The 24,174-nt window shown below is 70.8% G+C and carries 21 protein-coding genes and 3 pseudogenes; 9 read left to right on the forward strand and 15 right to left on the reverse strand.

Annotation, left to right across the window (positions count from 1 at the left end):
- Positions 1-102: 102 nt before the first annotated feature.
- Both AAFF41_RS44540 and AAFF41_RS44545 read right to left on the reverse strand, forming a co-directional pair.
- A complete protein-coding gene (locus AAFF41_RS44540; protein ID WP_319750797.1) occupies positions 103-834 on the reverse strand; it encodes an SDR family NAD(P)-dependent oxidoreductase in 732 nt (243 codons plus the stop codon).
- Between the two features lie 544 nt (positions 835-1,378).
- Positions 1,379-1,933, reverse strand: coding sequence for a hypothetical protein (locus AAFF41_RS44545; protein WP_319750796.1), 555 nt, complete (start codon positions 1,931-1,933; stop codon positions 1,379-1,381).
- Between the two features lie 297 nt (positions 1,934-2,230).
- Here AAFF41_RS44545 and AAFF41_RS44550 point away from each other — a divergent pair.
- Both AAFF41_RS44550 and AAFF41_RS44555 read left to right on the forward strand, forming a co-directional pair.
- Positions 2,231-2,639, forward strand: a pseudogene (locus AAFF41_RS44550) (alpha/beta hydrolase); the annotation flags it as partial.
- 212 nt (positions 2,640-2,851) lie between these two features.
- Positions 2,852-3,256 (forward strand): nuclear transport factor 2 family protein, encoded by a 405-nt coding sequence (locus AAFF41_RS44555; protein WP_319750795.1) that lies wholly within the window; start codon positions 2,852-2,854, stop codon positions 3,254-3,256.
- A 348-nt stretch (positions 3,257-3,604) separates the two neighbouring features.
- Here AAFF41_RS44555 and AAFF41_RS44560 read toward each other — a convergent pair whose 3' ends face one another.
- From AAFF41_RS44560 to AAFF41_RS44580, 5 genes and pseudogenes are all read right to left on the reverse strand, one after another.
- Complete coding sequence (locus AAFF41_RS44560; RefSeq protein WP_319750794.1) at positions 3,605-4,081, reverse strand: hypothetical protein; 477 nt, start codon at positions 4,079-4,081, stop codon at positions 3,605-3,607.
- Positions 4,082-4,102: 21 nt separating this feature from the next.
- On the reverse strand, positions 4,103-4,411 hold the full coding sequence (locus tag AAFF41_RS44565; RefSeq protein WP_319750793.1) for a hypothetical protein: 309 nt from the start codon (positions 4,409-4,411) through the stop codon (positions 4,103-4,105).
- A gap of 391 nt (positions 4,412-4,802) precedes the next feature.
- Positions 4,803-6,287: a UDP-N-acetylmuramoyl-L-alanyl-D-glutamate--2,6-diaminopimelate ligase gene (locus tag AAFF41_RS44570; RefSeq protein ID WP_343326452.1), complete on the reverse strand. Its 1,485-nt coding sequence runs from the start codon at positions 6,285-6,287 to the stop codon at positions 4,803-4,805.
- A 206-nt stretch (positions 6,288-6,493) separates the two neighbouring features.
- A complete protein-coding gene (locus AAFF41_RS44575) occupies positions 6,494-6,631 on the reverse strand; it encodes a hypothetical protein (protein ID WP_319750792.1) in 138 nt (45 codons plus the stop codon).
- 59 nt (positions 6,632-6,690) lie between these two features.
- Positions 6,691-6,859, reverse strand: a pseudogene (locus AAFF41_RS44580) (GNAT family N-acetyltransferase); the annotation flags it as partial.
- Between the two features lie 329 nt (positions 6,860-7,188).
- Between AAFF41_RS44580 and AAFF41_RS44585 the strand changes: the two are divergent.
- Positions 7,189-8,142 (forward strand): ribose-phosphate diphosphokinase, encoded by a 954-nt coding sequence (locus AAFF41_RS44585; protein WP_054234269.1) that lies wholly within the window; start codon positions 7,189-7,191, stop codon positions 8,140-8,142.
- A gap of 114 nt (positions 8,143-8,256) precedes the next feature.
- A complete protein-coding gene (tuf, locus tag AAFF41_RS44590; protein WP_319750791.1) occupies positions 8,257-9,450 on the forward strand; it encodes an elongation factor Tu in 1,194 nt (397 codons plus the stop codon).
- A gap of 44 nt (positions 9,451-9,494) precedes the next feature.
- Here tuf and AAFF41_RS44595 read toward each other — a convergent pair whose 3' ends face one another.
- On the reverse strand, positions 9,495-9,875 hold the full coding sequence (locus AAFF41_RS44595) for an anti-sigma factor antagonist (protein WP_319750790.1): 381 nt from the start codon (positions 9,873-9,875) through the stop codon (positions 9,495-9,497).
- Between the two features lie 164 nt (positions 9,876-10,039).
- Positions 10,040-10,477 carry a MarR family winged helix-turn-helix transcriptional regulator gene (locus tag AAFF41_RS44600; RefSeq protein WP_319750789.1) on the reverse strand — a complete coding sequence of 146 codons (438 nt, stop codon included), beginning with the start codon at positions 10,475-10,477 and terminating at the stop codon, positions 10,040-10,042.
- 105 nt (positions 10,478-10,582) lie between these two features.
- Here AAFF41_RS44600 and AAFF41_RS44605 point away from each other — a divergent pair, with 105 nt between their 5' ends.
- Together AAFF41_RS44605 and AAFF41_RS44610 are read left to right on the forward strand one after the other, a co-directional pair.
- Entirely contained in the window at positions 10,583-12,040 is a 1,458-nt protein-coding gene (locus AAFF41_RS44605) for an aldehyde dehydrogenase family protein (RefSeq protein ID WP_343325863.1), read from the forward strand.
- A gap of 32 nt (positions 12,041-12,072) precedes the next feature.
- Entirely contained in the window at positions 12,073-13,179 is a 1,107-nt protein-coding gene (locus AAFF41_RS44610) for an NAD(P)-dependent alcohol dehydrogenase (protein WP_343325864.1), read from the forward strand.
- A gap of 70 nt (positions 13,180-13,249) precedes the next feature.
- On the opposite strand, the gene AAFF41_RS44615 is transcribed toward AAFF41_RS44610, so the two are convergent.
- Positions 13,250-14,200: an NADP-dependent oxidoreductase gene (locus AAFF41_RS44615; protein ID WP_319750786.1), complete on the reverse strand. Its 951-nt coding sequence runs from the start codon at positions 14,198-14,200 to the stop codon at positions 13,250-13,252.
- 69 nt (positions 14,201-14,269) lie between these two features.
- Here AAFF41_RS44615 and AAFF41_RS44620 point away from each other — a divergent pair, with 69 nt between their 5' ends.
- Both AAFF41_RS44620 and AAFF41_RS44625 read left to right on the forward strand, forming a co-directional pair.
- Positions 14,270-15,217 (forward strand): GlxA family transcriptional regulator, encoded by a 948-nt coding sequence (locus AAFF41_RS44620; protein ID WP_343325865.1) that lies wholly within the window; start codon positions 14,270-14,272, stop codon positions 15,215-15,217.
- Between the two features lie 112 nt (positions 15,218-15,329).
- Positions 15,330-16,184, forward strand: a complete 855-nt coding sequence (locus tag AAFF41_RS44625) for a hypothetical protein (protein WP_319750784.1) — start codon at positions 15,330-15,332, stop codon at positions 16,182-16,184.
- Positions 16,185-16,188: 4 nt separating this feature from the next.
- Here AAFF41_RS44625 and AAFF41_RS44630 read toward each other — a convergent pair whose 3' ends face one another.
- The 3 genes from AAFF41_RS44630 to AAFF41_RS44640 form a co-directional block, all read right to left on the reverse strand.
- Complete coding sequence (locus AAFF41_RS44630) at positions 16,189-16,743, reverse strand: TetR/AcrR family transcriptional regulator (RefSeq protein ID WP_343325866.1); 555 nt, start codon at positions 16,741-16,743, stop codon at positions 16,189-16,191.
- Positions 16,740-17,102 carry a DUF1304 domain-containing protein gene (locus tag AAFF41_RS44635; RefSeq protein WP_319750781.1) on the reverse strand — a complete coding sequence of 121 codons (363 nt, stop codon included), beginning with the start codon at positions 17,100-17,102 and terminating at the stop codon, positions 16,740-16,742. Before AAFF41_RS44635 ends, AAFF41_RS44630 begins: the two co-directional genes overlap by 4 nt.
- A gap of 262 nt (positions 17,103-17,364) precedes the next feature.
- The gene (locus AAFF41_RS44640) at positions 17,365-18,687 is read right to left on the reverse strand and encodes a PucR family transcriptional regulator (protein ID WP_319750780.1); all 1,323 of its coding nucleotides are present in this window, start codon (positions 18,685-18,687) and stop codon (positions 17,365-17,367) included.
- A 347-nt stretch (positions 18,688-19,034) separates the two neighbouring features.
- Here AAFF41_RS44640 and AAFF41_RS44645 point away from each other — a divergent pair, with 347 nt between their 5' ends.
- Positions 19,035-20,756, forward strand: coding sequence for a fatty acyl-AMP ligase (locus AAFF41_RS44645; protein ID WP_343325867.1), 1,722 nt, complete (start codon positions 19,035-19,037; stop codon positions 20,754-20,756).
- 60 nt (positions 20,757-20,816) lie between these two features.
- Here AAFF41_RS44645 and AAFF41_RS44650 read toward each other — a convergent pair.
- Both AAFF41_RS44650 and AAFF41_RS44655 read right to left on the reverse strand, forming a co-directional pair.
- Positions 20,817-22,483 (reverse strand): annotated as a pseudogene (locus AAFF41_RS44650) (amidohydrolase).
- Positions 22,484-22,495: 12 nt separating this feature from the next.
- Positions 22,496-23,989, reverse strand: coding sequence for an APC family permease (locus AAFF41_RS44655; protein ID WP_343325868.1), 1,494 nt, complete (start codon positions 23,987-23,989; stop codon positions 22,496-22,498).
- Positions 23,990-24,174 lie beyond the last annotated feature (185 nt).

Genomic DNA, 24,174 nt, shown 5'->3' on the forward strand with positions numbered 1-24,174 from the left:
GAGGCGTCGACAAGGCGCGAATCATGAGTCGTGATCACCCGACAGCGACCTCACACGTCAACGCCGGAGGCGCGGTTCCTCACGAGGCGACAGCTGCCGCTTTCAGTGACCGGCGCTCTGGCCGCCGTCCACATGCAGGATCTCGCCCGTGACGAAGGAGGCCTGCTCCAGATACCGGATGGCCTGGACGACGTCGTCGACCTCTTCCATCCGCCCGAGCGGGTGGCGGGCGGCGAGCTCGGGCGTCGCGTCGGGGTTCATCGGGGTGCGCACCACGCCCAGCGAGACGGCGTTGACCCGGATGCCGTGCGCCGCGTACTCGATCGCCAGTTCCCTGGTGACGGCGTTCAGCCCGCCTTTGGTGAGTGACGCCAGCGCGCAGGGTACCTGCGCATTCGGCTGGTCGACCAGGGAGGTGGAGATGTTCACCAGATGACCGCCTCCCTCACGGCGGGAGAGCATGGCTCCGAGGGCGCTGCGCGAGACGCTGAAGAAGCCGCGCAGGTTCACGCCGACCATCAGGTCGAAATCCGCGTCCGTGTATGCGGTGAACGGCTTGCCGATGTAGACGCCGGCGCTGTTGACCACGGTGTCGATCCGACCGAACCCGTCCATCGCCGCCGCCACGATCCGCGCTCCCGCGCCGGACTCAACCAGATCGTCGTTGAAGGCGAGCACCTGCGGGTCCTCGGACTGCGGCATGGAACGGCTGGTGGCCACGACCGCGTACCCGAGACTGCGGTAGGCGGTGACGATGGCAGAGCCGATGCCCCCGTTGGCACCGGTGATGATCGCGACCTTCTGGGCGGTGCTCGCACCTGTCGTGTCGTTCATGCTTCACTTCCTTCGCCTGATCAGTATGGATCAGGCCGGTGACGGTTCTGGTTCGCCCCGCGACCCGGCCCCCTGACCATGGCTCACTCGACAGGTGACCGATCCCCGTCCCACCGCGCCCCGGGACGGGGTCACTTGAGGATTTCCGGCATCCGCTTTCCCAGGACCGCGGACGAAGCCGGGTTCTGCCGTCCGACAGCTGCGGTGGCCGGCGCATCGTCCCCGCGGAACGGATGATGGCCTCCAACTCAACCGCGCCATCAGGGACCCCGCCACGGGGCTTCGAGACGCCGGTGCGGATGGTCTTGCCATGCCAGGCCACGTCCTTGGGCATGCCGACGTTCACGGCGAGCCCCGAGAGGGTCGGCGGCGCCAACGACAGAAGATCCTCACGGACGCCGGTCACGAGGTAGCGGTCGCGACGTCGAACGGCGTAACCCCGACCGTCGACATGATGAGCCTGCAGCGTGGCCATACGACATCCCTTCGCTGAGCCGCGGACCGCACCGACCAGATGGAGCGGGATCCGGGCCGCGGGGCGCGTTCACCCGTTCGGATGAGTCCGGACGCGGACGGTGTGTGCCTTGCCCAGGATCCAGAAGACGATCCCGGTCGCGGCGCCGTAGGCCAGGTGGGGGCCGAGGTCGTCCGCGAGGGTCTTGCGGTCGTACTTCCAGATGGGCTCGTAGAGCCCCGCGATCGGCAAGCTGATGTAGCCACTGATCCAAACGACCGCGCCGAACGGTACGCCGTAGACCCCAGAGGGCGGCTTGCGCACCGAGCCGGCGACCACGCCGTAGAGCGCCCCGTAGAGCGCGCCGTACGACCAGTGCATGAACGTGCTGACCGGCCAGGCCGCGGCATCCGGGAGTTCGCGCTGGGTGAAGCCCTCGATCAGGCGCTTGCCGACCTGCCCGGGATCCGGAGCCTCCTTCCAGGTGCGGAAGGGAGCGAACTCCCACCGCAGGGGATTGCGCTCACCACCGGACCGGCGCTGCCGCAGGAACCGAACCGTGTCCATGCACGCGGTGCCGACCAGGCCGGCGGCCAGACCCGACGCGATCGCGTCGAGCGGAGTCAACTGCTTCGGAGTGCGCATTCTGCAACGCTCCTGCTGGTCTTGGCGATACGGGGCCGGTAAGCGCGACGTCCCGCGACCCGACATCTCCTCCTAGGCATGCTCACACGCACACCATCACGGCACAATTCGGGGTAGGAAGTCGCGGGGTGACGGCCGCGTTGTCTCGTGACCCCGAGGATCGCCACTGACTCGCCGCTGTGCGTTTGCGTCCGGCGGTGCGCGGTTCGAGTGTTGGGTCGAAAGAGCCGCACGCGGGCGTCGCTGTTGCGTGAGCGGCCCGCGGCCCTGCTCCAGCGCACGTCAGGAGACTTGATCATGGCTGCTGTGTCCACCCCGCGCGCTCCTGTGCTGGAGGCGGCCGCGAAGCAACTGGCCGAGGCCACCTCCCCGCGTCCGCGGATCTACGAGATGTCTCCGGACCAGGGCCGGCCCCTTCTCGACCAACTGCAGGCCGGCCAAGCTGTGGCCAAGCCCGAGGCCGACGAGGAGTGGGTCAGTGTCGACGCGGGGGAGTGGGGAACGGTGCGTGCACGCATCATGCGACCGAAGGGCGCGACCGAAGGGCGCGACCGGGACGCTGCCGGTGTTCAGGTACATCCACGGGGGGGGAGGCTGGGTGTTCGGCGACACCGACACCCACGACCGGATGGTCCGCGAGCTGGTGGTCGGCTCCTGCGCGGTCGCTGTGTTCCCTGTATACGACTTGGCACCCGAGGCGAAGCACGCCGCCTGGCTGCGCGAAGCGGGGGTGGATGTCACCGCGGTGCGGGCCCTCGGGATGGTGCACGACATCCTCGTGATCGACAGCCTGCGTGACACCCACGGCACCAGGGTCGCCCGCCACCTGGCCATCGACGCGCTCAAGACCGCGCGGGCCAACTGAGGAGACGCCGTCGGCGCAGAGCGGCGAACTCTGCGTCCTGAAGGGAGAAAACGATGGATCCCGATAGCCGGACCAGGGCCGCGGTCGAGGAACACTGGCGGGCATCGGAACGCGGGGATACCGAAGCCGAGCACGCCATTTACGCCGCGGACGCGATCCTCGACTACCCGCAGTCAGGTGAAAGGTTCCGAGGCCGCGCGACGATCGCGGCGCAACGCGGCGGGCACCCTGCCAGTCGGCACTTCACCGTCCACCGAATCGTCGGCGGCGGGGATCTCTGGGTGAGTGAGTGCGTCATCACATACGACGGCGTGCCCAGCTACTCAGTGAGCATTATGGAATTCGCGCACGGGCAGGTGGTACACGAGACGCAGTACTTCGCCGACGCCTTCGGTGCGCCTGAATGGCGGACAGCACTCGCGGAGCCGATGCCGGGCAGGGATATTGCCAGGGCTTGATCCTGGGACGGGTCGCAAAGCAGGCGCTCGCGCGTGCCGATCTGCTCCCGGACGGGTCCGGGCCGAGTGCCGGTCCTGCCGCCGCGCCAGGCTCCGTTCACCCCGGCCGCCTCGGCGGCGGTCAGCACCGTCTGGGTGGCGCGTACGGTCAAGGCGCTCCCCACAGGCTCGCGCCGAACACCTTCACGCCGGCCGACCGCCGCGCGCGTCGGCGCTCCCGTGCGAAGGTGGAGGACAGCCGGGTCCTACAGGGACTCCAGCGGGATGCGCGCGTCCTTCGCCAACCGGTGCAGGCCGGTGTCTGCCCGGCCCGTGACAAGAGCTCTCGTGTTTCCCAGTTCTCGGTGGTCATGTTCCGGCGATTGCCCAGGCGGTGAGGACGGCCTGAATTTCTCCGGTTGTGGCTGGTGGGGGCGTGGGTCGCGAAATCTGTGGGCGATGATGACGCGGCGGAGTTTGGCGGTCATGTCCTCGAAGGCGGGCTGGGTCTTGGTGGTGTACCAGCGGGCCCGGGTGCGGTGTTTCGTCGGTGTCGGCGGGGTGGTGGCCGGTCAGTGTGGACCAGACGATCACCACGGTGTAGGCGAGTAGGCCGAAGGGGATGGTGCGTTCCGGGGCGTGCTGTGCGCGGTTGCGGGCTTCCCCGACGCCCAGGGTCTGGCGTGCGTCGTGGAAGGCGGCCTCGACTGCCCGGCGGGCCGCGTCGCGTTCCACGAGCTGCTCGGGGGTGGTGGTCAGGTCGTTGGTGACCAGAGCCGCGCCGTAGCCACGGTCCAGCGAGGTGCCCGGTCCGCAGTTCATGTCCCCCGCGAGTACGACGCGCACAGGTTGGCTGGGGAAGGAGCCCTACCACAGGCAGCTGCGGTCGGCGATCAGGACGGTGTCGATGCGGCCGTAGCGTGGGATTTTGACGCGTCGCCAGTCGAGGAGTTGCGACAGTTCGGCCGGGGTGTCCAGGCGTGGGCCACGGGTGCGAGGGCGTCCCTTGCGGCCGGTGCGCTGTGGCGGGAGTTCGTGCGGGACGGATGTGGTCTTCAGGCGGCTGGTCCAGGTGAGGGCCGGTGCCAGGCCGCGCAGGTGTTCGCCGACGTAGGCGGCGTCGCCGACGGTGCGGACGGTGCGGTCGGGGAAGTGGGCGGCGATGAGTTCGGTCATCTCGCGGGCTGGGCAATCTTCCCGGTGCGACGTGGCCGCCACAGCCCAGCCGGCACGGGCAGGCACACCGGGCGGGCGGAGAACGGGACTGTGACCACGAGGCCGGCCACGATCCAGCAGTTCCCGAACCCGAAATTGGCTCTGACCGCAGTTTCGTGAAGTCGCAGGTCAAGCGCCAGGCGTGCCCCGCCTAGCTGGGCGACCGTCTTGACGCTGGTGCAGGATGCTCCTTCCATCGGTGCGGGACACCCAGCTGGTCAGGGAAATCGTGACTCGCCGGGACTGAGGGATCGACCGGGACGCATCAGGCAGCAGGTCGGCGTCTGGAGCAGCTTCACGTCCTCGTGCCCGGCACTGCAACCAGCGCCGGGCGTCAAGAAGCCCGGTACGCCTACCGCGTGGCGAGTTCGCGTACCGTCGCCATGTCGCTGAACGGCAGCAGTTCCTCGTTGACGATCTGGTAGGGCTCGCTGCCTTTGCCCGCGATCAGGATGACGTCGCCGTGCCCTGCGGCGGACAGGGCGAAGGAGATGGCGCGGCGGCGGTCGGTGAACCGCTCGAAAGTGGTGCCGCTCGCGAGCAGGCCCGGGACGATCTGATCCATGATCGCCCGGGGGTCTTCGTTCCGGGGATTGTCCGAAGTGAGAACGCACAGATCGGAGTAGGTGCCGGCGATCTCCCCCATCCGGGCGCGCTTGGTGACGTCCCGGTCCCCGCCGCAGCCGAAGACCGTGACGACCCGGCCGGAGGCGAAGCCGCGGATGGTGGTCAGCACCTTCTCCAGTGAATCCGGGGAGTGCGCATAGTCCACGATGACGGACGTGCCGTCCGGGGTCTCGTAGCGTTCGAACCTTCCCGGAATCGGGGGCATCTGCTCGAGTGCGGCGACCAGTGCGGCCAGATCGTGCCCGATGAGGTGGCAGGCTGCGACAGTGGCCAGTGCGTTGGAGACGGAGAACCGTCCAGGCACGGGGATCGCCGCCGGATACTTGTGGCCGGCGTGATGCAGGGTGAAGCGGGTGCCGACGGCGTCCATGGTGAGGTCGGTCGCCCGGTAGTCCGCCTCCGCGTCGATGCCGTACGTGACGACCGCGCCGGGCATCATCGCCCCGATGCAGGCTGCGACCGGGTCGTCGGCATTGACCACGGCACGCCGGCACAGCCCCTGGAACAGACGCAGTTTGGCGTCCCGGTAGTTCTCCATGGTGCCGTGGTCGTCCAGGTGATCCTGCGTCAGGTTGGTGAACACCCCTACGTCGATGAACGAGTGGTCGAGGCGGTGGGTCAGCAGGCCCATCGACGTGGCTTCGAGCGCCACGGTGCCGACACCGCGGTCACGCATGCACCCGAGCAGATACTGGAAGTCCGGCGACTCCGGTGTGGTCAGTACCGACATCGGCATCGGGATCAGTTCGTCGCCGATCCGGCTGCCGCCCGTCCCGATGACCCCCACCCTGGCGTGTTCGGCGACCCTCAGCACCGACTCCACCATGGAGGAAACGGACGTCTTTCCGTTGGTGCCCGTGACGGCCACCAGCTTCATCTGCCGACCTGGCTCCCCGTGGTAGCGGGAGGCGACGACGGCGGCCGCCTTGCGCGTGTCCGCGACGGCTACGACGCATACCCCAGCTGCCGACGCCCAGGTCGCGACCGGAAGTTGCGCCGTCGCGGAGTCGATGAGTATCGCCACCGCGCCGCGTGCGAGAGCCGGTCCGACGGACTCGGGGCCGCCCTCGCGATGGCCGGGTACCGCGATGAACAGGGATCCCGGAGCGGCGCGGTGGGCGTCGAAGCAGGTGCCTCCGGTGATCCTCGTCTCCGGATCGCCCTCGATGACTTCATGATCGTGCCCGGCGAGCAGCTCGCTCAACTTCACAAGGGTCCTCTCGAAGATGCGCAGGCCGCCGGTCGTCCGGCGGTCGGCGCGCAGGCGGCGCCAGGGCACCAAGGGATGACAAAGCAGGAAATTACGGCGAGGACCGCTGCCGTGCGGTCACAGAGGTGGGGAGGGGCGCCCGCGCAGAAAAGGCTCCGCCCGCAGGGGTGGATGACCTGGGAAATGCCGAGAGCTGTCCTGAATCGCTAGCCGTGGCCGTGCAACGCGCGACAGTGGATCGCCGACGCGTTCACCGGGTCGACGGCCGTCGCGCACGCGGCGGACGGGCACAGGGCATGAGCGGCCTGGAACAGGCACTCCCTCACTGCGCATGTGCGTCCCATGTGTGGAGTGTACGTCCAGCCGAGGGGGCGATCGTCCACCGCTCGCTCGCACATCTGCGTTACTGCTGCCGCGCTGTCTCCGGCGCCCGCGCCGCGAGGAATGCCGTGCGGTGGCGGAGCCGGAAGCCCATCGACTCGTACAGCCGGATGGTGTCGGTGCGCGGAGGTGTCCAGGAAAGGCCTCTCGGCGCGCGCACGGATGCCGGGGGCCACCGGCAGGATCAGGCGGCCAGTGCCGGGGTACCGGCGAATGTGGTGTCGAGGGCGCCGCCGCCTCCCAGGTGCGCGCATATGTGTTTCACGGCACGATCACCCTCGCGTCGATCAGGCCGCGATGGGCGGCGTCCTCCGGCTTCTGTCTCTCGTACACCGCGCCTGTCGTCCTCCCGTGGGGCAGGGGCGCTGGCGGGACCGCCCTGGCGTGTGCCCCGTGACCGTGCGCAACCGAATTTCCCCCGGTGGGAGTACTCGGGCGGGGCCCAGTAGCATGAGGCACGCATCCCGGGTCGATCATGCCAACCGGCGGCGCACCCGGATCGATCTTGCGAGGAGCGGTCGTGCGTGACATCGCCGTGTTCAGCGGTAGTGCCCATCCCGAGCTGGCGGCAGAGGTCTGCGCCCATCTCGGCGTGCCCCTCAGCCCGACCCGGGTCAGCCGGTTCGCCAACGACTGCCTGGAGGTCCAGCTCCAGGCCAACTGTCGCGAGCGCGATGTGTTCCTCGTGCAACCGCTGGTCACCCCCGTGCAGGAGCACCTCGTCGAACTGCTGATGATGTGCGACGCGGCGCGTGGTGCCTCCGCCGGGCGGATCACCGTGGTCATGCCGCATTATTCGTACGCACGTTCGGACAAGAAGGACATGCCGCGGATCTCCATGGGCGGGCGGCTGGTCGCCGACCTGCTGGTGGCGGCCGGGGCCAGCCGCGTCCTCGCGATGACGCTGCACTCCCCGCAGGTCCACGGGTTCTTCTCGGTGCCGGTCGACCATCTGCACGCCCTGCGGGAGCTCGCCGCGCACTTCCGCGGTCACGATCTTTCGCGTACGACGGTCGTGTCGCCGGACCTGGGCAACGCCAAGGAGGCCGCGGCCTTCGCCCGGTTGATCGGCGCCCAGGTGGCCGCCGGTGCCAAGCAGCGGTTCGCCGACGACCGGGTGAGCATCAGCTCCGTCATCGGCGAGATCACCGGGCGCGATGTCATCGTCCTCGACGACGAGATCGCCAAGGGCAGTACGGTCCTCGAACTCCTGGAACGGTTGCGCGAGTTGGGGCCGCGATCCATCCGGGTCGCCTGCACCCACGGGCTGTTCGCGGCGGGCGCGCTCAAGCGGCTGAGCGAGCAGGAGGACATCCTGGAGATCGTGTGCACCAACACCGTGCCGGTGCCGGACGAGGAGCACACCGAGAAGCTGCGGATCCTGTCCATCGCCCCGGCGCTCGCCGAGGCCGTGCGCCGCATTCACAACGGTGAGTCCGTCAGCGCCCTGTTCGACGCGCCTCCGAGCGAATAAACAGGAAGAGCGACCCTTCCTGACCTCGTTCAGTGCTCGGAACCTCGCTCGGCCCCCAGCCAGGAAGCGGCGCAGCAACGCTCGGCGTCACCCAGGTGATCAGGAGGGCTCGCAGTGGCGAAGGCGAAGTTCGAGCGGACCAAGCCGCATGTCAACATCGGCACCATCGGGCACATCGACCACGGGAAGACGACACTCACGGCGGCCGTGACGAAGGTACTGCACGACCGGTTCCCCGACCTGAACCCCTTCACCCCGTTCGACCAGATCGACAAGGCGCCCGAGGAACGCCAGCGCGGCATCACCATCTCGATCGCCCATGTGGAGTACCAGACGGAAGCCCGGCACTACGCGCACGTCGACTGCCCGGGGCACGCCGACTACATCAAGAACATGATCACCGGAGCCGCGCAGATGGACGGCGCGATCCTGGTGGTCGCCGCGACGGACGGGCCGATGCCCCAGACCAAGGAGCACGTGCTGCTCGCCCGGCAGGTCGGCGTCCCGTACATCGTCGTCGCCCTCAACAAGACCGACATGGTCGACGACGAGGAGATCCTGGAACTCGTCGAACTCGAGGTGCGTGAGCTGCTCACCGAGTACGAGTTCCCCGGCGACGACGTTCCGGTCGTCCGGGTCTCCGCGCTCAAGGCGCTGGAGGGCGACCCGAAGTGGAGTGCCTCCGTTCTCGAACTGCTCGCGGCCGTCGACGAGTTCGTGCCCGAGCCGGTCCGGGACGTCGACCGGCCCTTCCTGATGCCGATCGAGGACGTCTTCACCATCACGGGTCGCGGCACGGTCGTCACCGGTCGGATCGAGCGCGGGGTGCTGAAGGTCCACAACGAGGTCGAGATCATCGGCATCCACGAGCAGAAGACGAAGACCACCGTCACGGGCATCGAGATGTTCCGCAAACTCCTCGACGAGGGCAGGGCGGGGGAGAACGTCGGCCTGCTGCTGCGCGGGGTCAGGCGCGACGACGTGGAGCGGGGGCAGGTCGTGATCAGGCCGGGTTCGGTCACCCCGCACACGCAGTTCGAGGCGCGGGCGTACATCCTGTCGAAGGACGAGGGCGGACGGCACACGCCCTTCTTCGACAACTACCGCCCGCAGTTCTACTTCCGCACGACGGACGTGACCGGCGTCGTGACCCTTCCCAGGGGCACGGAGATGGTCATGCCGGGCGACAACACCACCATGAACGTGCAGCTCATCCAGCCCATCGCCATGGAGGAGGGCCTGAAGTTCGCCATCCGGGAGGGCGGCAGGACGGTGGGGGCGGGGCAGGTCACCAAGATCCTGCAGTGAGCGAGGGGGAGCCGGCCGAGGTCGGACTGTCCGGTCGGCGGCGGTCATAACGTGCCCGACGTGGCCTCCGGCTGCCCCAGCGCCGCGTCCAGCGACGCCGAGGGCGGCAGGAGCCGGGCCAGGCCGGTCACCTTGAGGACGCGCAGCGTCAGCGGCCGGGTGCAGACCAGGTGCAGCCGGCCGCCCCGGTCGAGAACGCGGCTCCTGGCGCGGTACAGCAGACGTAGCCCGGAGCAGTCGAAGAACTCCACGGGCCGCAGGTCGATCACGATCCGCGGCTCCGGGTGCCCCGTCACGGCGTCCAGGTACGGCGTGATCTCCAGCGCCGCGACGATGTCGATCTCCCCGTGGAACTCCAGCACCGTGTGACCCCGGTCCAGGCGGACGCGCAGATGGCGGGTGGGCGGTGCGGGGTCGTACGTCACGGCGACATCGCCTCCAACCGGCTGCTGACCCACTCCTGGTGGCAGGGCCCGCAAAACCGTTCCCTGCTCTGCAAGTTACCCTCGTTGGAGTGAATTCCAGCATGTTCGATTGACATATGTCTGCGATTTGGCGGGCGAGTTGCCCCTGGGGGCGGTCACGCGGATCACGACAGGGCGTGCCACGCCTTGGACAGGGCCTGGCGGAACTGATCCGTCTGGTGTGGGCTGAGTTCGCGCACCATGCGTTCCTCCAGTTCACGTACCGCGTCGGTGTACCGCGCCAGCAGCGCGCGCCCCTCGTCGGTGAGCAGGATCAGCAGCTCGCGCCGGTTGTGCGGATTGCGCTCGCGGCGGATCAGTCCGCGGTTCTCCAGTGAGCGCACCAGGTCGGCCATCGACTGTGCGGTCACGAAGGAGTCCCGCGCGAGCTGTGCCGCCGAGAGGCCGTCGTGTCGCTCCAGCACGGTGAGTGACGTGTACTGCAGTGCGGTGATCCCCGCCGGCTTCACCAGTTCGTCGAGGTGGGAGCGCACGACGAGCTCCACCTGCTTGACCATGTAGAGCAGGGACGGAGGTGCCTTCGTTACCTGGGTGCCGACCATGGGTTCAGCCTAAGGCATTGACAGGAATCCTGTCCGTAATGAGACTGCGAACCAACAGGAATCCTGTTGGTTGAAAGCTTGGCGACCAAGGCTGGGGAGTGGACAATGGCGACCACCTTCGAGAGCGGGCCCGGGCGGCTGTTCATCGGCGGACAGTGGCGCGAGGCGGCCGACGGAGCGCGTACGGACGTGATCGACCCGTCCACCGGCCAGGTGGTCACGACGGTCGCCGAGGCGGGTGCGGCGGACGTGGACGCCGCCGTACGCGCCGCACGGGAGGCCTTCGACCACGGCCCCTGGGCCGGCCTGAGCGGACGCGAGCGGGGCAGGGTGCTGCACCGCGTCTCCGAGCTCATCCGCGAGAAAGCCGACGAGCTCGCCGCCCTGGAGAGCCTCGACGTCGGCAAGCCCATCTCCCTGTGCCGCCCCGTCGACGTGCTCACGGCAGCCGACGAGTACGAGTACTGCGCCGCGCTCGCTCAGACCCTGGACGGCGCCACCCGCGACACCCCGCTGGGCGCCTTCGCCTACACGCGCCGGGGACCGCTCGGCGTGGTCGCCGCGATCACGCCCTTCAACTTCCCGCTGATCCTCTCCAGTTCGAAGCTCGCCCCCGCTCTCGCAGCCGGCAACACCGTGGTGCACAAGCCCGCCGACGAGACCCCGCTCAGCGCCCTGTACATGGCCCGCCTGCTGCAGGAGGCCGGGGTCCCGGACGGTGTGGTGAACGTCGTCACCGGCAGCGGACCGGTCGCGGGCGAGGCGCTGCTGCGCAACCCCGGCATCGACAAGCTCGCCTTCACCGGTTCGACCGCCGTCGGCCGTCACGCCGCGAGCGTCGCGGGCGAGGCGCTCAAGCCGGTCACCATGGAACTGGGCGGCAACGCCGCCCACGTCGTCTTCGAGGACGCCGACCTGCAGAAGGCGGTCGGCGCGGTCATCAAGGGATTCGTCTTCAACACCGGGCAGTTCTGCATGGGTGGCCCGCGGCTGCTGGTGGCACGCTCGGTGTACGGCACCCTGCTGAACATCCTCGCCGACGCCGTTCCCGGCGTCCCGGTCGGCGACCCCCGCGCCCCCGAGACCGTCGTGGGACCGATGGCGGGGGAGAGGCACCTCCGGAAGGTCGAGGAGTACGTCGAACTGGCCCGCAAGGAGGGCGCCCGCATCGTCTGCGGCGGCGAGCGGCTCGACCTGAACGGCGGCTACTACTACAAGCCCACGGTCCTCGCGGGCCTGCCGAACGACTCCCGCGTGATCCAGGAGGAGATCTTCGGCCCGGTCCTCACCGTCCAGCCCTTCGACACCGAGGACGAGGCCGTCGCACTGGCCAACTCCACTCCGTACGGCCTGGCTTCGGGCATCCAGACCACCGACCTCACCCGTGCGCACCGCGTCGCCGACCGGCTCCAGGCGGGCATCGTCTGGATCAACGACTGGGCGATGCTCGACCCCGCGGTCCCCTTCGGCGGGGTCAAGGACTCCGGCTTCGGCCGGGAGTACGGGCCCGAGGCCCTCGCCTCCTACACCAAGGTCAAGTCCGTCGTCGTCTCGCTCGCCTGAGCCGCGCACCATCACCAAAGGGAGCTCGCACGATGCCCACCCCCACCCGCGCGGCCGTGGTCGAGTCCTCAGGTGCGCCGTTCACGCTCGCCGATGTCGAACTCGACGAGCCCGGCTCCGGCGAAGTCCTCGTCCGCATGGTGGCGACCGGCCTGTGCCACACCGACCTCGGTGTGGCGAGCGGCGGTCTGCCCTTCCCCCTGCCCGGCGTCCTCGGCCACGAGGGAGCGGGCGTCGTCGAGGCCGTCGGACCGGACGTCACCGGCGTCGCCCCCGGCGACCACGCCGTCCTGTCCTTCACCTCCTGCGGCGGCTGCCACAACTGCCGTGACGGGCACCCCGCCTACTGCGCCACCTGGCTGCCGCTGAACCTCATCGGCGGCCGGCGTGCCGACGGCACCAGCACCATCGGCCGTGCCGGGGTCCCGCTGGGCGGGCACTTCTTCGGGCAGTCCTCCTTCGCCGAGCGGGCGCTGGTCGACACGCGCAGCCTGGTGAAGGTCGACCCCGATGTGCCGCTGGAGTCCATCGCCCCCCTGGGCTGCGGGGTGCAGACCGGGGTCGGTGCGGTCTGGAACGTGCTGAAGCCCAGGCTCGGCGACACCCTCGTCGTGCTCGGCGCCGGAGCGGTCGGCCTGTCCGCGGTGATGGCCGCCGCCCTGACCCCCGCCACGAGGATCATCGCGGTCGACCGGGTCGCCGAACGCCTCACCCTGGCCAAGGAGTTGGGTGCGACGCACACGATCGACGCGGGCGAGACCGACCTCGGCGAGGCCGTCGCGCTGCTGACGGACGGTCACGGTGCCGACGGTGTCGTCGAGACCACCGGCAGCGTCGCCGTACTGCGCCGGGGCGCCGACGCGCTCGCCGCGCGCGGCACCCTCGTCGTGGTCGGCGCGCCGCCCTTCGGCACCGAAGTCGCCCTGGACGTCAACGGGTTGATCCCCGGCAGGCGGATCGTCGGCCTCACCCTGGGGGACGGCGAGACCCAGACCTTCATCCCCGCGCTGGTCCAGCTCGTGAAGGAGGGGCGGCTCCCGCTGCACCGCCTGATCAGCCACTATCCGTTCGCGGACATCGAGCAGGCGGTGCGGGACGTGAAGGCGGGCAAGACGATCAAGCCCGTACTGACCTTCTAGTCGGCAACCTGTACTGACCTTCTGGTCGACAACCCGTACTGCCTTCCAGGTGACGACCCGTACTTGCCTTCTAGTCGACCGTGAGCACGAGCTTCCCCGTGGTCCGGCCGGTGTCGCCGAGCGCGTGTGCCTCGGCGGCGTCGGCCAGCGGGAACGTCCCGGCGATCGTCGCGCGCAGCTTGCCCGCGTCGACGAGGTCCGCGACCGCCCGCATGCCCGCGTGGTCCGCCTCGACCAGCATCCGCGCCGCCCGCACCCCGAGCGCCGCGGCTTCCTTGTAGAGCTCCTCACGGCCCATCGGAAGGATCGACACCACGATCCCGCCCTCGCGCAGCACGCGCAGCGAGCGGAAGGTGTTCTCCCCGCCGATCGTGTCCAGGACGACGTCGACGTCCCGGACCGCCTCGGTGAAGTCGGTCTCCCGGTAGTCGATCAGCTCGTCGGCGCCGAGACCGCGCAGGAACTCGTGCTTGCCCGCGCTCGCCGTGCCGATCACATACGCGCCGCGTGCCTTGGCGATCTGCACGGCCACATGCCCGACGCCGCCGGCCGCGGCGTGGATCAGCACCCGCTGTCCCGGCCGCAGATCGGCCGTGTCGACCAGCGCCTGCCATGCGGTCAGCGAGACCAGCGGCAGGGCGCCCGCCTCCGTGTGGTCGATCCCGGCCGGCTTGGGCGCGAAGGAGCGGGCGGACGCGGTCACATACTCGGCGTGCGAGCCGTGCCCGAACGGGTAGGGCAGCATGCCGAAGACCTCGTCGCCGGGCTCGTACAGGGTGACGCCGACCCCGACGGCCTCCACCACTCCGGAGACGTCCCAGCCCAGCACGAAGGGCGGCTGCCCCAGGAACCCACCCGTCGCCCGGTGCTTCCAGTCGGTCGGGTTGACCCCGGCCGCCCGCACCCGCACCAGTACCTCGCTCGGCCCGGGTGCCGGCCGCTCCGTCTCCACTTCCTTGAGTACCTCGGGCCCGCCGAGGACGTCCTGACTGATCGCGCGCATCGTGTTCGCAGTGCTCATGGACCCAGCGTGCCGGGCCGGCGCGCTCCGCGACATGGCAAGATTGCCAACCTTCGATAAGATCGTGCCATGAACCGAGTGGAGCGCGTGGTCGTCCTGGCACTGGACGGCGTCTACCCCTTCGAGCTGGGCATCCCCAGCCGGATCTTCGGCGCCGCGGACGGCCGGTACGAGGTGCTGACCTGCACCGTCGACGGCCACCCCGTGCGCTGCAACGCGGACTTCTCGGTCACCGTCGAGCACGGCCCCGAGGTGCTGCGCACGGCGGACACGGTGGTGATCCCCGCCATCGACCCGGCGGCCGTGACCGCGGAGCTCCCCGCCGAGGTCACCGCGGCGCTCGCGCTCATCCGCCCGGACGCCCGCATCGTCTCCATCTGCACGGGCGCGTTCGTGCTGGCGGCGGCGGGTCTCCTTCGGGGGCGGCGGGCGACCACGCACTGGCAGCTGGCCGACGATTTCCGGCGTCTGTTCCCGGAGGTGCTCCTGGACGCGGACGTGCTCTTCGTGGACGACGGCACGATCCTCACCTCCGCAGGTGCCGCCTCCGGCGTCGACGTCTGTCTGCACATCCTGCGCAACGACCACGGCAGTGAGCTGGCCAACAAGGTGGCCCGGCGCTGTGTGGTGCCGCCCTGGCGCGACGGCGGTCAGGCCCAGTACATCGAGCAGCCCGTGCCGGACGCGGCGGCGACCAGTACGGCGGCGACCCGTGGGTGGGCCCTCGCCCGACTGGGTGACCCACTGACCCTGGCCGATCTGGCCGGACATGCCCGCATGAGCCTGCGCACCTTCGCCCGCCGCTTCAACGACGAGGTGGGCATGAGCCCCGGCCGCTGGCTCATCCAGCAGCGCGTCGCCCGGGCCCGCCATCTGCTGGAGTCCAGCGACCTCTCGGTGGACCAGATCGCCGGCGAGGTCGGCTTCGCGACGGGCACCTCGCTCCGCCAGCACCTGCACGCGGCGATCGGCGTCTCGCCGGGGGCCTACCGGCGCACGTTCCAGGCGGCTCGCTGAGCGACGATCCCTCACCGTCCCCGTACGATCCCTCACCGTCCCCCGTACGAACGATCACGGTCCCTCGTGCGTCGGAGGAGGGACAGCGAGTGTGCGTCGAACAGGGGGCGGGATGCGCAGAGGGATCGTGGCGGCGGTGGCACTGGTGGGACTGGCGGCGGTGGGCTGCGACGACGACGGGGTGCGCGAGGACCTCGTCGTCACCGGTACGCCCCCGGCAACGCCGTACGCGGGGCGGCTGGACCTGCCGTTCAGGGAGAGCGCGGACGGCAGCGCCCGAGAATTCGAGGAGAGCTCGGGTGCGGCAGGCCGGGCCCTGGAGTGCGACGGCCCGATCTACTCGGGTGGCGGGGGCGACGGGTGGGCCGAGCGTGACGGCGGCTCGACGCCGGAGGAGGGCCTGAACGCGTACTTCGACATGGACCAGCCCGAACTGCCCGATCACGGCTACCGGGTGGAGCGCAGGGCGGCGGGCCGCGTCCTGTTCTCGTACGACGTCGACGGCAGGACCAAGGTCGCCGTAGTCGTCGCCAAGGACCAGCCGCACCGCCCCGGTTGGGGACCGGAGACCAACGCCTCCTGCGACCCGGCCGAACTCCCCGCGAGTTTCACGGACAGCAGGTTCGAGATCTGGACCGACCGGGACGGCCGTCGCCTGCCCACCACGACGGTGAGCAGCTCGACGGGGCCGGAGCACTGCGACTGGGAGAGCGTCCACTTCCTCGCGTTGGGCGGGCGCAAGGACGTCAGGCAATACGCCCGCGATCCGCACGGGGTGCTCGGGAGCCACCTGCTCACCGCGGCGTACAAGGGGGACGTCCGTATGCCCGCAGGCGCGCACGACACCGGATACCGCTTCCACGACTGGGCGCTCTGGCTGACGGACGACAAGGCCACGGCGTACGTACGCACGAACCACGGAGTGGAGGCATGGCCCGCCACGAAGGAGCGGGTGGCCTGCAAGTGAGACCTCAGCGGCTCACGTGCAGGGTGACCAGCAACTGCCAGACCTGGTCGGCGACTTCCTCCGGGGTGCCCTCAAGGAGTCCGTGCAGCCAGTCGGCGAGCACCCCCGCGAACGTGGCGGCGACCGCGGAGGCCACCAGCGGGGCGTCCGCGGCGCCCGCGAGGGTGCGCTCGGCCAGGCTGCGGGCGCGCAGGTCGCGATGGAGGACATGCCCGAGCGGGCCGCCCCCACCCGGGCTGAGCAGCGCGCGGTAGAGGCCGGCGTGCGGGGCGAGGTCGGCGAAGAACGCGAGCAGGGCCGGTGGCGCGGACACCGGGTCGGGCCGCCCGCGCCACGCGTGCAGCGCCTCCACGGCCTCCCGTACGACATCGGCGCAGGCGTCGACGGCCAGTGCCTCCAGGTCGGCGTAGTGCACGTAGAAGGTGGCCCGGCCGACCCCGGCCCGCCGCACCAGCGCGGCGACGCCGACCTCCTCCAGCGGGTGCTCGGCGCACTCCGCGAGGAGCGCCTGGCGCAGCTTCTCGCGGGTGCGGGCGGCCCGCGGGTCCTCGGGCGTCACCGCGCGAGCAGGACGGCGCCCAGGGCGAGCGCGCCGGGCAGGGCCTGCGCGAAGAGGATGCGCCGGTTGGCGGTGAGCGCCCCGTACACCCCGGCGACCACGACGCACACCAGGAAGAAGACCTGGACGCGGAACCCGGTCGGATCAGCGGCGATCAGCCCCCACACCAGGCCCGCCGCGAGAAACCCGTTGTAGAGCCCCTGGTTGGCGGCCATCGGCGCGGTCGCCCGGGCCATCTCCGGGTCGAAGCCGTGCAAGCCTCGCCCCGGCTTCTTCTCCCAGAGGAACATCTCCATCACGAGTATGTACGCGTGCAGCGCGGCCACCAGGCCCACCAGCACGTTCGCGACCGTCTCCATCGTCAGCAAGCTCCCTCGGGCACCGTTGTCCCACTGTGCCCCTCGACCCATGTTTCCTGGACAGGTGTCCACTATAGCTGGACGACTGTCCAGGAAGTCACGGGGCGCCTCAGGTTGCCCCGGGCGCCCCTGGGGCAGCGACTGCGACGGCTTCACCGCGCGCGGACTCCGGTGGGCGGCCTCGGTCCTGGTCTGCCTCGGCCGGCCGCTCGCGACGACGGTCGCCGCGAGCGCCAACCGCACACTCCGCAGGGCATGACCGTCACCCGGACCCGGCGGCCCGCCGCAGCGTCAGCGCCCGCAGCGCGAGCTGCATCTCGAACTGGGCCGTCGGATCGTGGAGCCGCTCGCCGAACAACTCGTCCAGCTGCCGCATCCGATAGCGCACCGTCTGCGGGTGCACGGCGAGCCGCGCCGCCACCTCACTCGCGTTGTGGCCGCTCTGCAGCCAGGTCAGCAGCGTCTCGGCGAGCCGCTCGCGCTGCGGCGAGCGCATCCGATCCAGCGGGCTCAGCCGGCGTTCGGCCATCGCGTCCACCAACGCCTCGTCCCGGAAGAGCAGGAGCGTGGCCAGGTGCTCCTGGCAGCGCACCATCTCCGTGTCGGGCAGGATGCCCCGCCGCACCAGCTCCAGCGCCTCGGCCGCCCAGCGCAGCGACCGGGCGCCCTCGTGCAGCGCCACGGTGGGCCCCATCGCCGTACGTAACCCGTGCAGCGCCCCGGAGACCGCCCGCGCCCGCCCCGGCCCCTCCGGGTCCGGCACGACGAGGACGGCCGGCCGGACGTCGAACCGGGCGAGGAACTCCGGTGGCACGATGGGCCGGGCCGCCGCCGTGGGCCGCGGCCCACGGTCGATCGCGACCACCGCCAGCGCCCTCGGCACCGGCCACCCCGCGGTGTGCGCGAGCTCGCTGATGGCCTCGGCCGACGCCGGCGGATCGGCGGTGAGCAGATCGAGGAGCCGGGCCCGCCGTTGCTGCAACTCGCCCGCCCGGTGCAGCCGTGCCTCCGTGTAGCCCGCGGTCGTCGCGGCCGCCATCTCGTCCAGATGCAGGAACAGCGCCTCGCCGAAGGCGGCCAGCACATTGCGCGGCAGCAGTTCGGCGTCGACCAGCGCGTTGATCCGACGCCACGTCACCCGCGCGCCCAGCCGCAGCGCGGACTGGAACGAGTCGAGACTGCGCCCCTCGTCCGCCTCGCCCCGCCCGATCCGCCGGTAGGTCTCCTTCACCGGCTCCCAGTCGGTGTCCGGCTGCGCCATCCGCTCCAGGAACCCCTGCAGGGCGTGCTCGACACCCCGCTGCACGACCTGCATGTACGTGTCGTCCGTCGGGCGCGCGTACTCCGGGATCTCGGTCTTGATCGCCCGTATTACCTCTTCCCTGATGTCGGTGAAGAACGGCCGGAGATGGTGGTGCAGGCCCGAAGGGATCGCCTTGAAGGGGCCGTTGGGCTCGTCGTCCGTCTCCTGGACGGCCACCGCGTCCGTCACGTCCGTAGCGGCCGCCACGTCCGCCACGGAGTCTGTCGCCTCGACCGCTCCGCGGCCCGCGTCCTCGCTCTCCGAGGTGTCGAGTCCGGTCATCTCTGCGGCTCCCTTCGGCGGGCGCGGTCGGGGGCTCGGAGACGATACCGGCAAGTAACGAGCCGCGCCCCGTCAACGACGGACAGACGTGGCTGTGTGGATGGTCACTCGGTGACAACGGGGACCCGACGGCACCGGCGGTCGACGGCCCGGAACCCCCGCGGATTGGCCCCGGGCGCCGAATCGGGGCCCGGTCTTTGTCAGCCGACTGACAGAAGCCGGGTGACGAACTGTCAACACGTCGTCTAACCCGACCGGCACTCCTCGGCGGACGCTGGGCCCGTCCCCCTTGCTTGCCCACCCCGCCAGGCAACAACCCCTCAGTCCGCACGAGTTGGAGCCACCCCATGACCCCCGCCCGGCCGCCCGCCGACGCACCACTGACGGACCACCTGCGGTACTGGGCCCGCCACCGCCCGCAGCAACGCGCCTTCAGTCACGTCGACTTCCCCGACACGGCGTCCCCGGGAGAGCACCGCACCCTCGGCTGGCGGGCCCTGGACGCCCGTGCCCGATCCGTCGCCGACCGGCTGGTGACCCTCGCCGCGCCCGGCGACCGGGCCGCACTGCTCATGCCCCAAGGACTCGACTACGTGGCGGCCTTCCTCGGCTGCCTCTACGCACGCGTGATCGCGGTACCGCTCTTCAGCCCCCGGCTCCCCGGTCACGCGGGCGCACTGGCGGCCGTCCTCGCCGACTGCGAACCCGGCTGCCTGCTCACCGACTCGGCCACCGTCATCGCGGTCGACGCCTTCGTCCTGGACCACGCGCTGCCCGCCGTACCGGTCGTCCCCGTCGACCGGCTCCCCCTCCAGCGCTTCGCCTTCGACGAGGTCGAGTCCGCGCCGGTCCCCGACGACATCGCCTATCTCCAGTACACCTCGGGCTCCACCCGGGACCCCGCCGGTGTGATGATCAGCCACGCCAACGTCGTCGCCAACGCCCGCCAGGCCATCGACGCCTTCGCGGGCGACCTCGACGATCCCGGCGCCACCACGACCGTCGGCTGGCTGCCCCTCTTCCACGACATGGGGCTGGTCCTCAGCGTGGCCGCGCCCGTCCTCGGCGGCTTCCCCTCCGTCCTGATGGACCCGGCGGCCTTCCTGGAGAACCCTGGGCGCTGGCTGCGCCTGCTGGGCGCGTACGACGGCACGATCAGCGCCGCCCCCAACTTCGCGTACGACTACTGCGTGGCCCGCACCGACCCCGCCCTGGCCGACGAGCTGCGCCTGGGCCGCGTACGCGCCCTGATCAACGGCGGCGAGCCGGTGCGGCCGGGCACCATCGACCGCTTCCGTGCCGCCTTCGCACCCGCGGGCCTCGACCCGGCGGCGCACTGTCCCGCGTACGGGCTCGCCGAGGCCACCGTGTTCGTGACGGCGGACGCGCCCGCGGCGGAGCCCACGACGGTGGCGTGCGACGCGGGCGCGCTCGCCGAGGGGCGGATCGAGAGCGCACAGGACGGGGCGGGCGCGGCGGCCGTGCTCGTGTCCTGCGGCGCGCCCGTCGGCCAGGAGGTGCGGATCGTCGACGCCGAGGGCGCCGCGCTGTCTCAGGGGCGGGTCGGTGAGATCGAGCTGCGCGGTCCCAACATCGGGCGCGGCTACTGGAAGCGCGCCGATCGGACTCTGCGCGACCCCGGGGGTTGGCTGCGCACGGGCGACTACGGCGCTCTGTTCGACGGACGGCTGCTGGTCACCGGCCGCCTCAAGGACGTGATCATCGTGGACGGACGCAACCACTACCCCCAGGACATCGAGGAGACCGTCCAGAGCGCCGTGGACCTCGTCCGCCGGGACAGGCTGGCCGCCTTCGGCGTGACCCGCGCCGACGACACGGGCGAGGAACTCGTCGTGGTCGCCGAGCACCGCCGCGAGATCGAGCCCACCGAGGAAGAGGTCCGCGCGAGGGAGCGCGACGTACGCGCCGAGGTCTCCGCCCGCCACGGAGTGCGGCTCGCCGCCCTGCTGCTCGTCCCGCCCGGCTCCGTGCCCCGCACCAGCAGCGGCAAGGTGGCCCGTGCGGCCTGCCGGGCCCGCTTCCTCGACGGGGGGTTCGATCCCTGGTGAGCCCCACGGGTACGGTTTGGCGCCCGGAGCCGGACCGCACTCGTACGGCCGCGAGGGGCGTCAGGCTCCCGACGCGGTGTGGACGCGCTCACCTCCCACATAGGTCAGGGCGACCTTCGCGGACGCGATCTCCTCCGGCGGACCGGCGTACGGGTCGCGGTCCAGCACCACGAGATCGGCCAGCGCCCCGGCCCGTACGCTCCCGGTGTCGTCGAGGTGGTTGGCGTACGCCGAGCCCGCCGTGTACGCCATGAGGGCGGCCGTCAGGTCGATGCGCTCGTCCGGCAGGAACACCGGCTCGGTCCCGTCCGGGGCCACCCGGTTGACCGCGACGTGGATGCCCTGAAGCGGGTCGGCGCTGCTGACCGGCCAGTCGCTGCCCGCGGCGAGCCTCGCCCCGGAACGCAGCAGCGCTCCGAACGGGTACTGCCAGGAGGCCCGTTCCGGCCCGAGGAAGGGCAGGGTCAGCTCGTCCATCTGCGGTTCGTGCGCCGCCCACAGGGGCTGGATGTTGGCCGTGGCGCCGAGGCGCGCGAAGCGAGGTACGTCGTCGGGATGCACTACTTGGAGATGGGCGAGGTGCGGACGGGTGTCGCTTCGCCCGTTGGCCCTCCGCGCCGCCTCCACGGCGTCCAGGGCGTCGCGTACGGCCCGGTCGCCCAGCGCGTGGAAGTGACACTGAAAGCCGAGCGCGTCCAACTCCGTGACGTACGACGGAAGTCGAGCCGGATCGATGAAGCTCTTCCCCGATTCGCGGTGGCGCAGCCACACCGGTCCAGATAGGGGTCGAGCAGCGCGGCCGTGCCGTTCTCGGCGACCCCGTCCAGCATCAGCTTGACGCTGTCGGCGCGGAACCCGCCGTGGCTCAACGCGGCCCGCCGTTCGACGAGTTCGGGTATCTGCTCCGCCCCACGTTCCCGGTCCCACCACAGCGCGCCGACGACCCGTGCGGTCAGCGAACCGTCGCGGGCGGCCGTCAGATAGGCGTCCGACGGGTCCTCCATCCCCACGAACGCGCCGACCAGCGCGTCCTGCCAGGCGGTGATGCCGAGCGCGTGCAGCTCCCGCTGGGCACGCAGCAGTGCGGCGAGCCGGTCCGCGGCGGTGGCCCGGGGAGTGTGCCGGCCGACGTAGTGCATGGCCCCTTCCTGGAGCATCCCGTTCGGCTCGCCCGAGGCGTCCCGCTCGAAGCGCCCGTCGGCCGGGTCGGGCGTGTCCCGGGTGACGCCCGCGAGCTCGAGGGCGCGGCTGTTGACCCAGGCGCCGTGGTGATCCCGGTTCGGCAGGTACGCCGGCCGGTCCGGTACGACCGCGTCCAGCAGTTCCTTGGTCGGCGTACCGCCGGCGAAGGCCTCCATGGACCAGCCGCCGCCCGTGATCCACTCCCGTTCCGGGTGTGCGTCGGCGTAGGCCCGTACGGCGGCGAGGGTCTCCTCGGCGGTCTTCGCCCCCGTGAGGTCGCACTGACTGAGCTCGAGCCCCGCCGGGACCGGGTGGACGTGGGCGTCCTGGAAGCCCGGCAGGAGCAGCCGTCCCGCCAGGTCGACCACCTCCGTCTTCGGGCCGACCAGGTCGTGGACCTCGGAGTTTCCGACGGCGGTGATCCGGTCGCCGGTGACGGCGACGGCTGTCGCGCCGCGGCCTTCGGGGCCCCTGGGGCCCCCGGGACCCTCGTGGTTCTCGAGGGTGAGGACCGGGCCGCCGGTGAAGAGGAGATCGGCGTGCATGTGCATCGTTCCTTAGTTGAATGTGGCCAGCAGCTGGGGCGCGTCGGCGTCGGTGCCGTGTCCCGTACGGAAGTAAGGGGACTTACGGACCCACTTCGCCCACGCGGCGGCCAGGAAACCGGAGGCGATCATCAGGGCGGGGGTGAGCAGCAGGAACCAGCCGTTGTCCGCGCTGACTTCGAAGTGGTCGGTGGAGGTGTAGAAGGACCAGGCGAGATAGCCGCCGAGCGCGAGCAGGGCCGTCGCGCTCAAGGAGGGCAGGACCACGGCCCGTATCCCCTGCCGCCAGTCCTCCCGCAGCAGGCCCCGGAAGCGGGCGGCGGCCGCGAGGGCGGTGAGCGCGTAGGACAGCGCGACGACGATCCCGACCGCGTTCACCGTCGCCATGATCATGTCGGCGAGACGGGGAATCACCAGGGCGAGGGCGGCGACCACCGTCGCCAGCGCGCCGATCAGCAGCGTTCCGGTCGCCGGGGTCCCGTACCGGGCGCTGACCTTGGACCACACCGGTCCGAGCGTGCGGTCCCGGCTCATCGCGAACATCCCGCGAGCCGTCGGGATCACCCCGGCCTGCAGTGAGGCGACGGCCGAGAACATCAGGGCCGCCAGGGGCAACGCGGCCAGCGGCTGGGAGGCGAGCCGGTCACCGAAGAACGCCAGCCCCTGTGCGCCGTGCCCGGCCAACTCCTGCTCGGACAGCACGCGTTGGAAGGCGATCGAGCCGAGGAGGAACAGCCCCAGCATGGTGACCAGCGTGATGAGCCCGGCCCGTGAGGCGTCGCGCGGGTCGCGCACCTCCTCGTTCACGGTGAACGCCGCCTCGAAGCCCCAGTAGCAGAACACCGACAGCAGCAGCCCCTGCGCCAGCGCCGACGCCGAGGGAATCGCGAACGGGTCGAACCAGCTCAGCCGGAAGGGGTGCGGACCGGTGACGATGCCGTAGCCGCAGAAGCCCAGCAGCACGACGTACTCGAAGACGAGCAGCCCGCTCTGCAACCGGGCCGCGGTCCTGACCCCGGTGACCGCGGTGAGGGTGACGGCGACGAGGACCACGATGCCCACCGCGGTCGTCTGGGCGGTGGAACCCGGGTCCAGCACCAGTCCCGCCACCGTGTGCAGCCCGGCCTCACCGGCCAGTTGGAGCATCGCCGAGCCGGTCACGGCCGTGGTGTACGCGAGGAACGCCACCGTGGCCACGATGTTCACCCAGCCGACCAGGAAGCCGAGCCAGGGGGTGAGTGAACGGCCCACCCACACATAGCCGTTGCCCGCGTTCGGCTCGACCCGGTTCAGCCGGCTGTAGGCGCCCGCGATCCCGAGGATCGGCAGGAAGGCCAGCAGCATGATGGCGGGCAGACGCAGCCCGACCACGCCGGCCGTCACGCCCAGACCGATGCCGATGCTGGTGGTCGCCGCCGTGCTGGAGGCGGCGATGGCGACGCCGTCCACGACGCCGAGCGACTTGCGCAGGGACGGGGGGTCCTCACCGTAGGGCTGCTGCGTCATGGCCTGCTCCGATCGCACCCAGGGGGCCTGATTCCGGCCCGATGACCGGAAATGAAACTGCCCGAGGGCTTAACAGGTCAACGCCGTTGACATAAGGTGCCCGCACCGGAGGTCGGAACGCGGCACCGGAGGCGGAGCCCGTGCGGCAGCGGAGGCGCGGAGCCCGCGCGGCAGCGGAGGGAGCG

Origin of the sequence: Streptomyces mirabilis, assembly GCF_039503195.1 — a bacterium.
Classification (GTDB): domain Bacteria; phylum Actinomycetota; class Actinomycetes; order Streptomycetales; family Streptomycetaceae; genus Streptomyces; species Streptomyces mirabilis_D.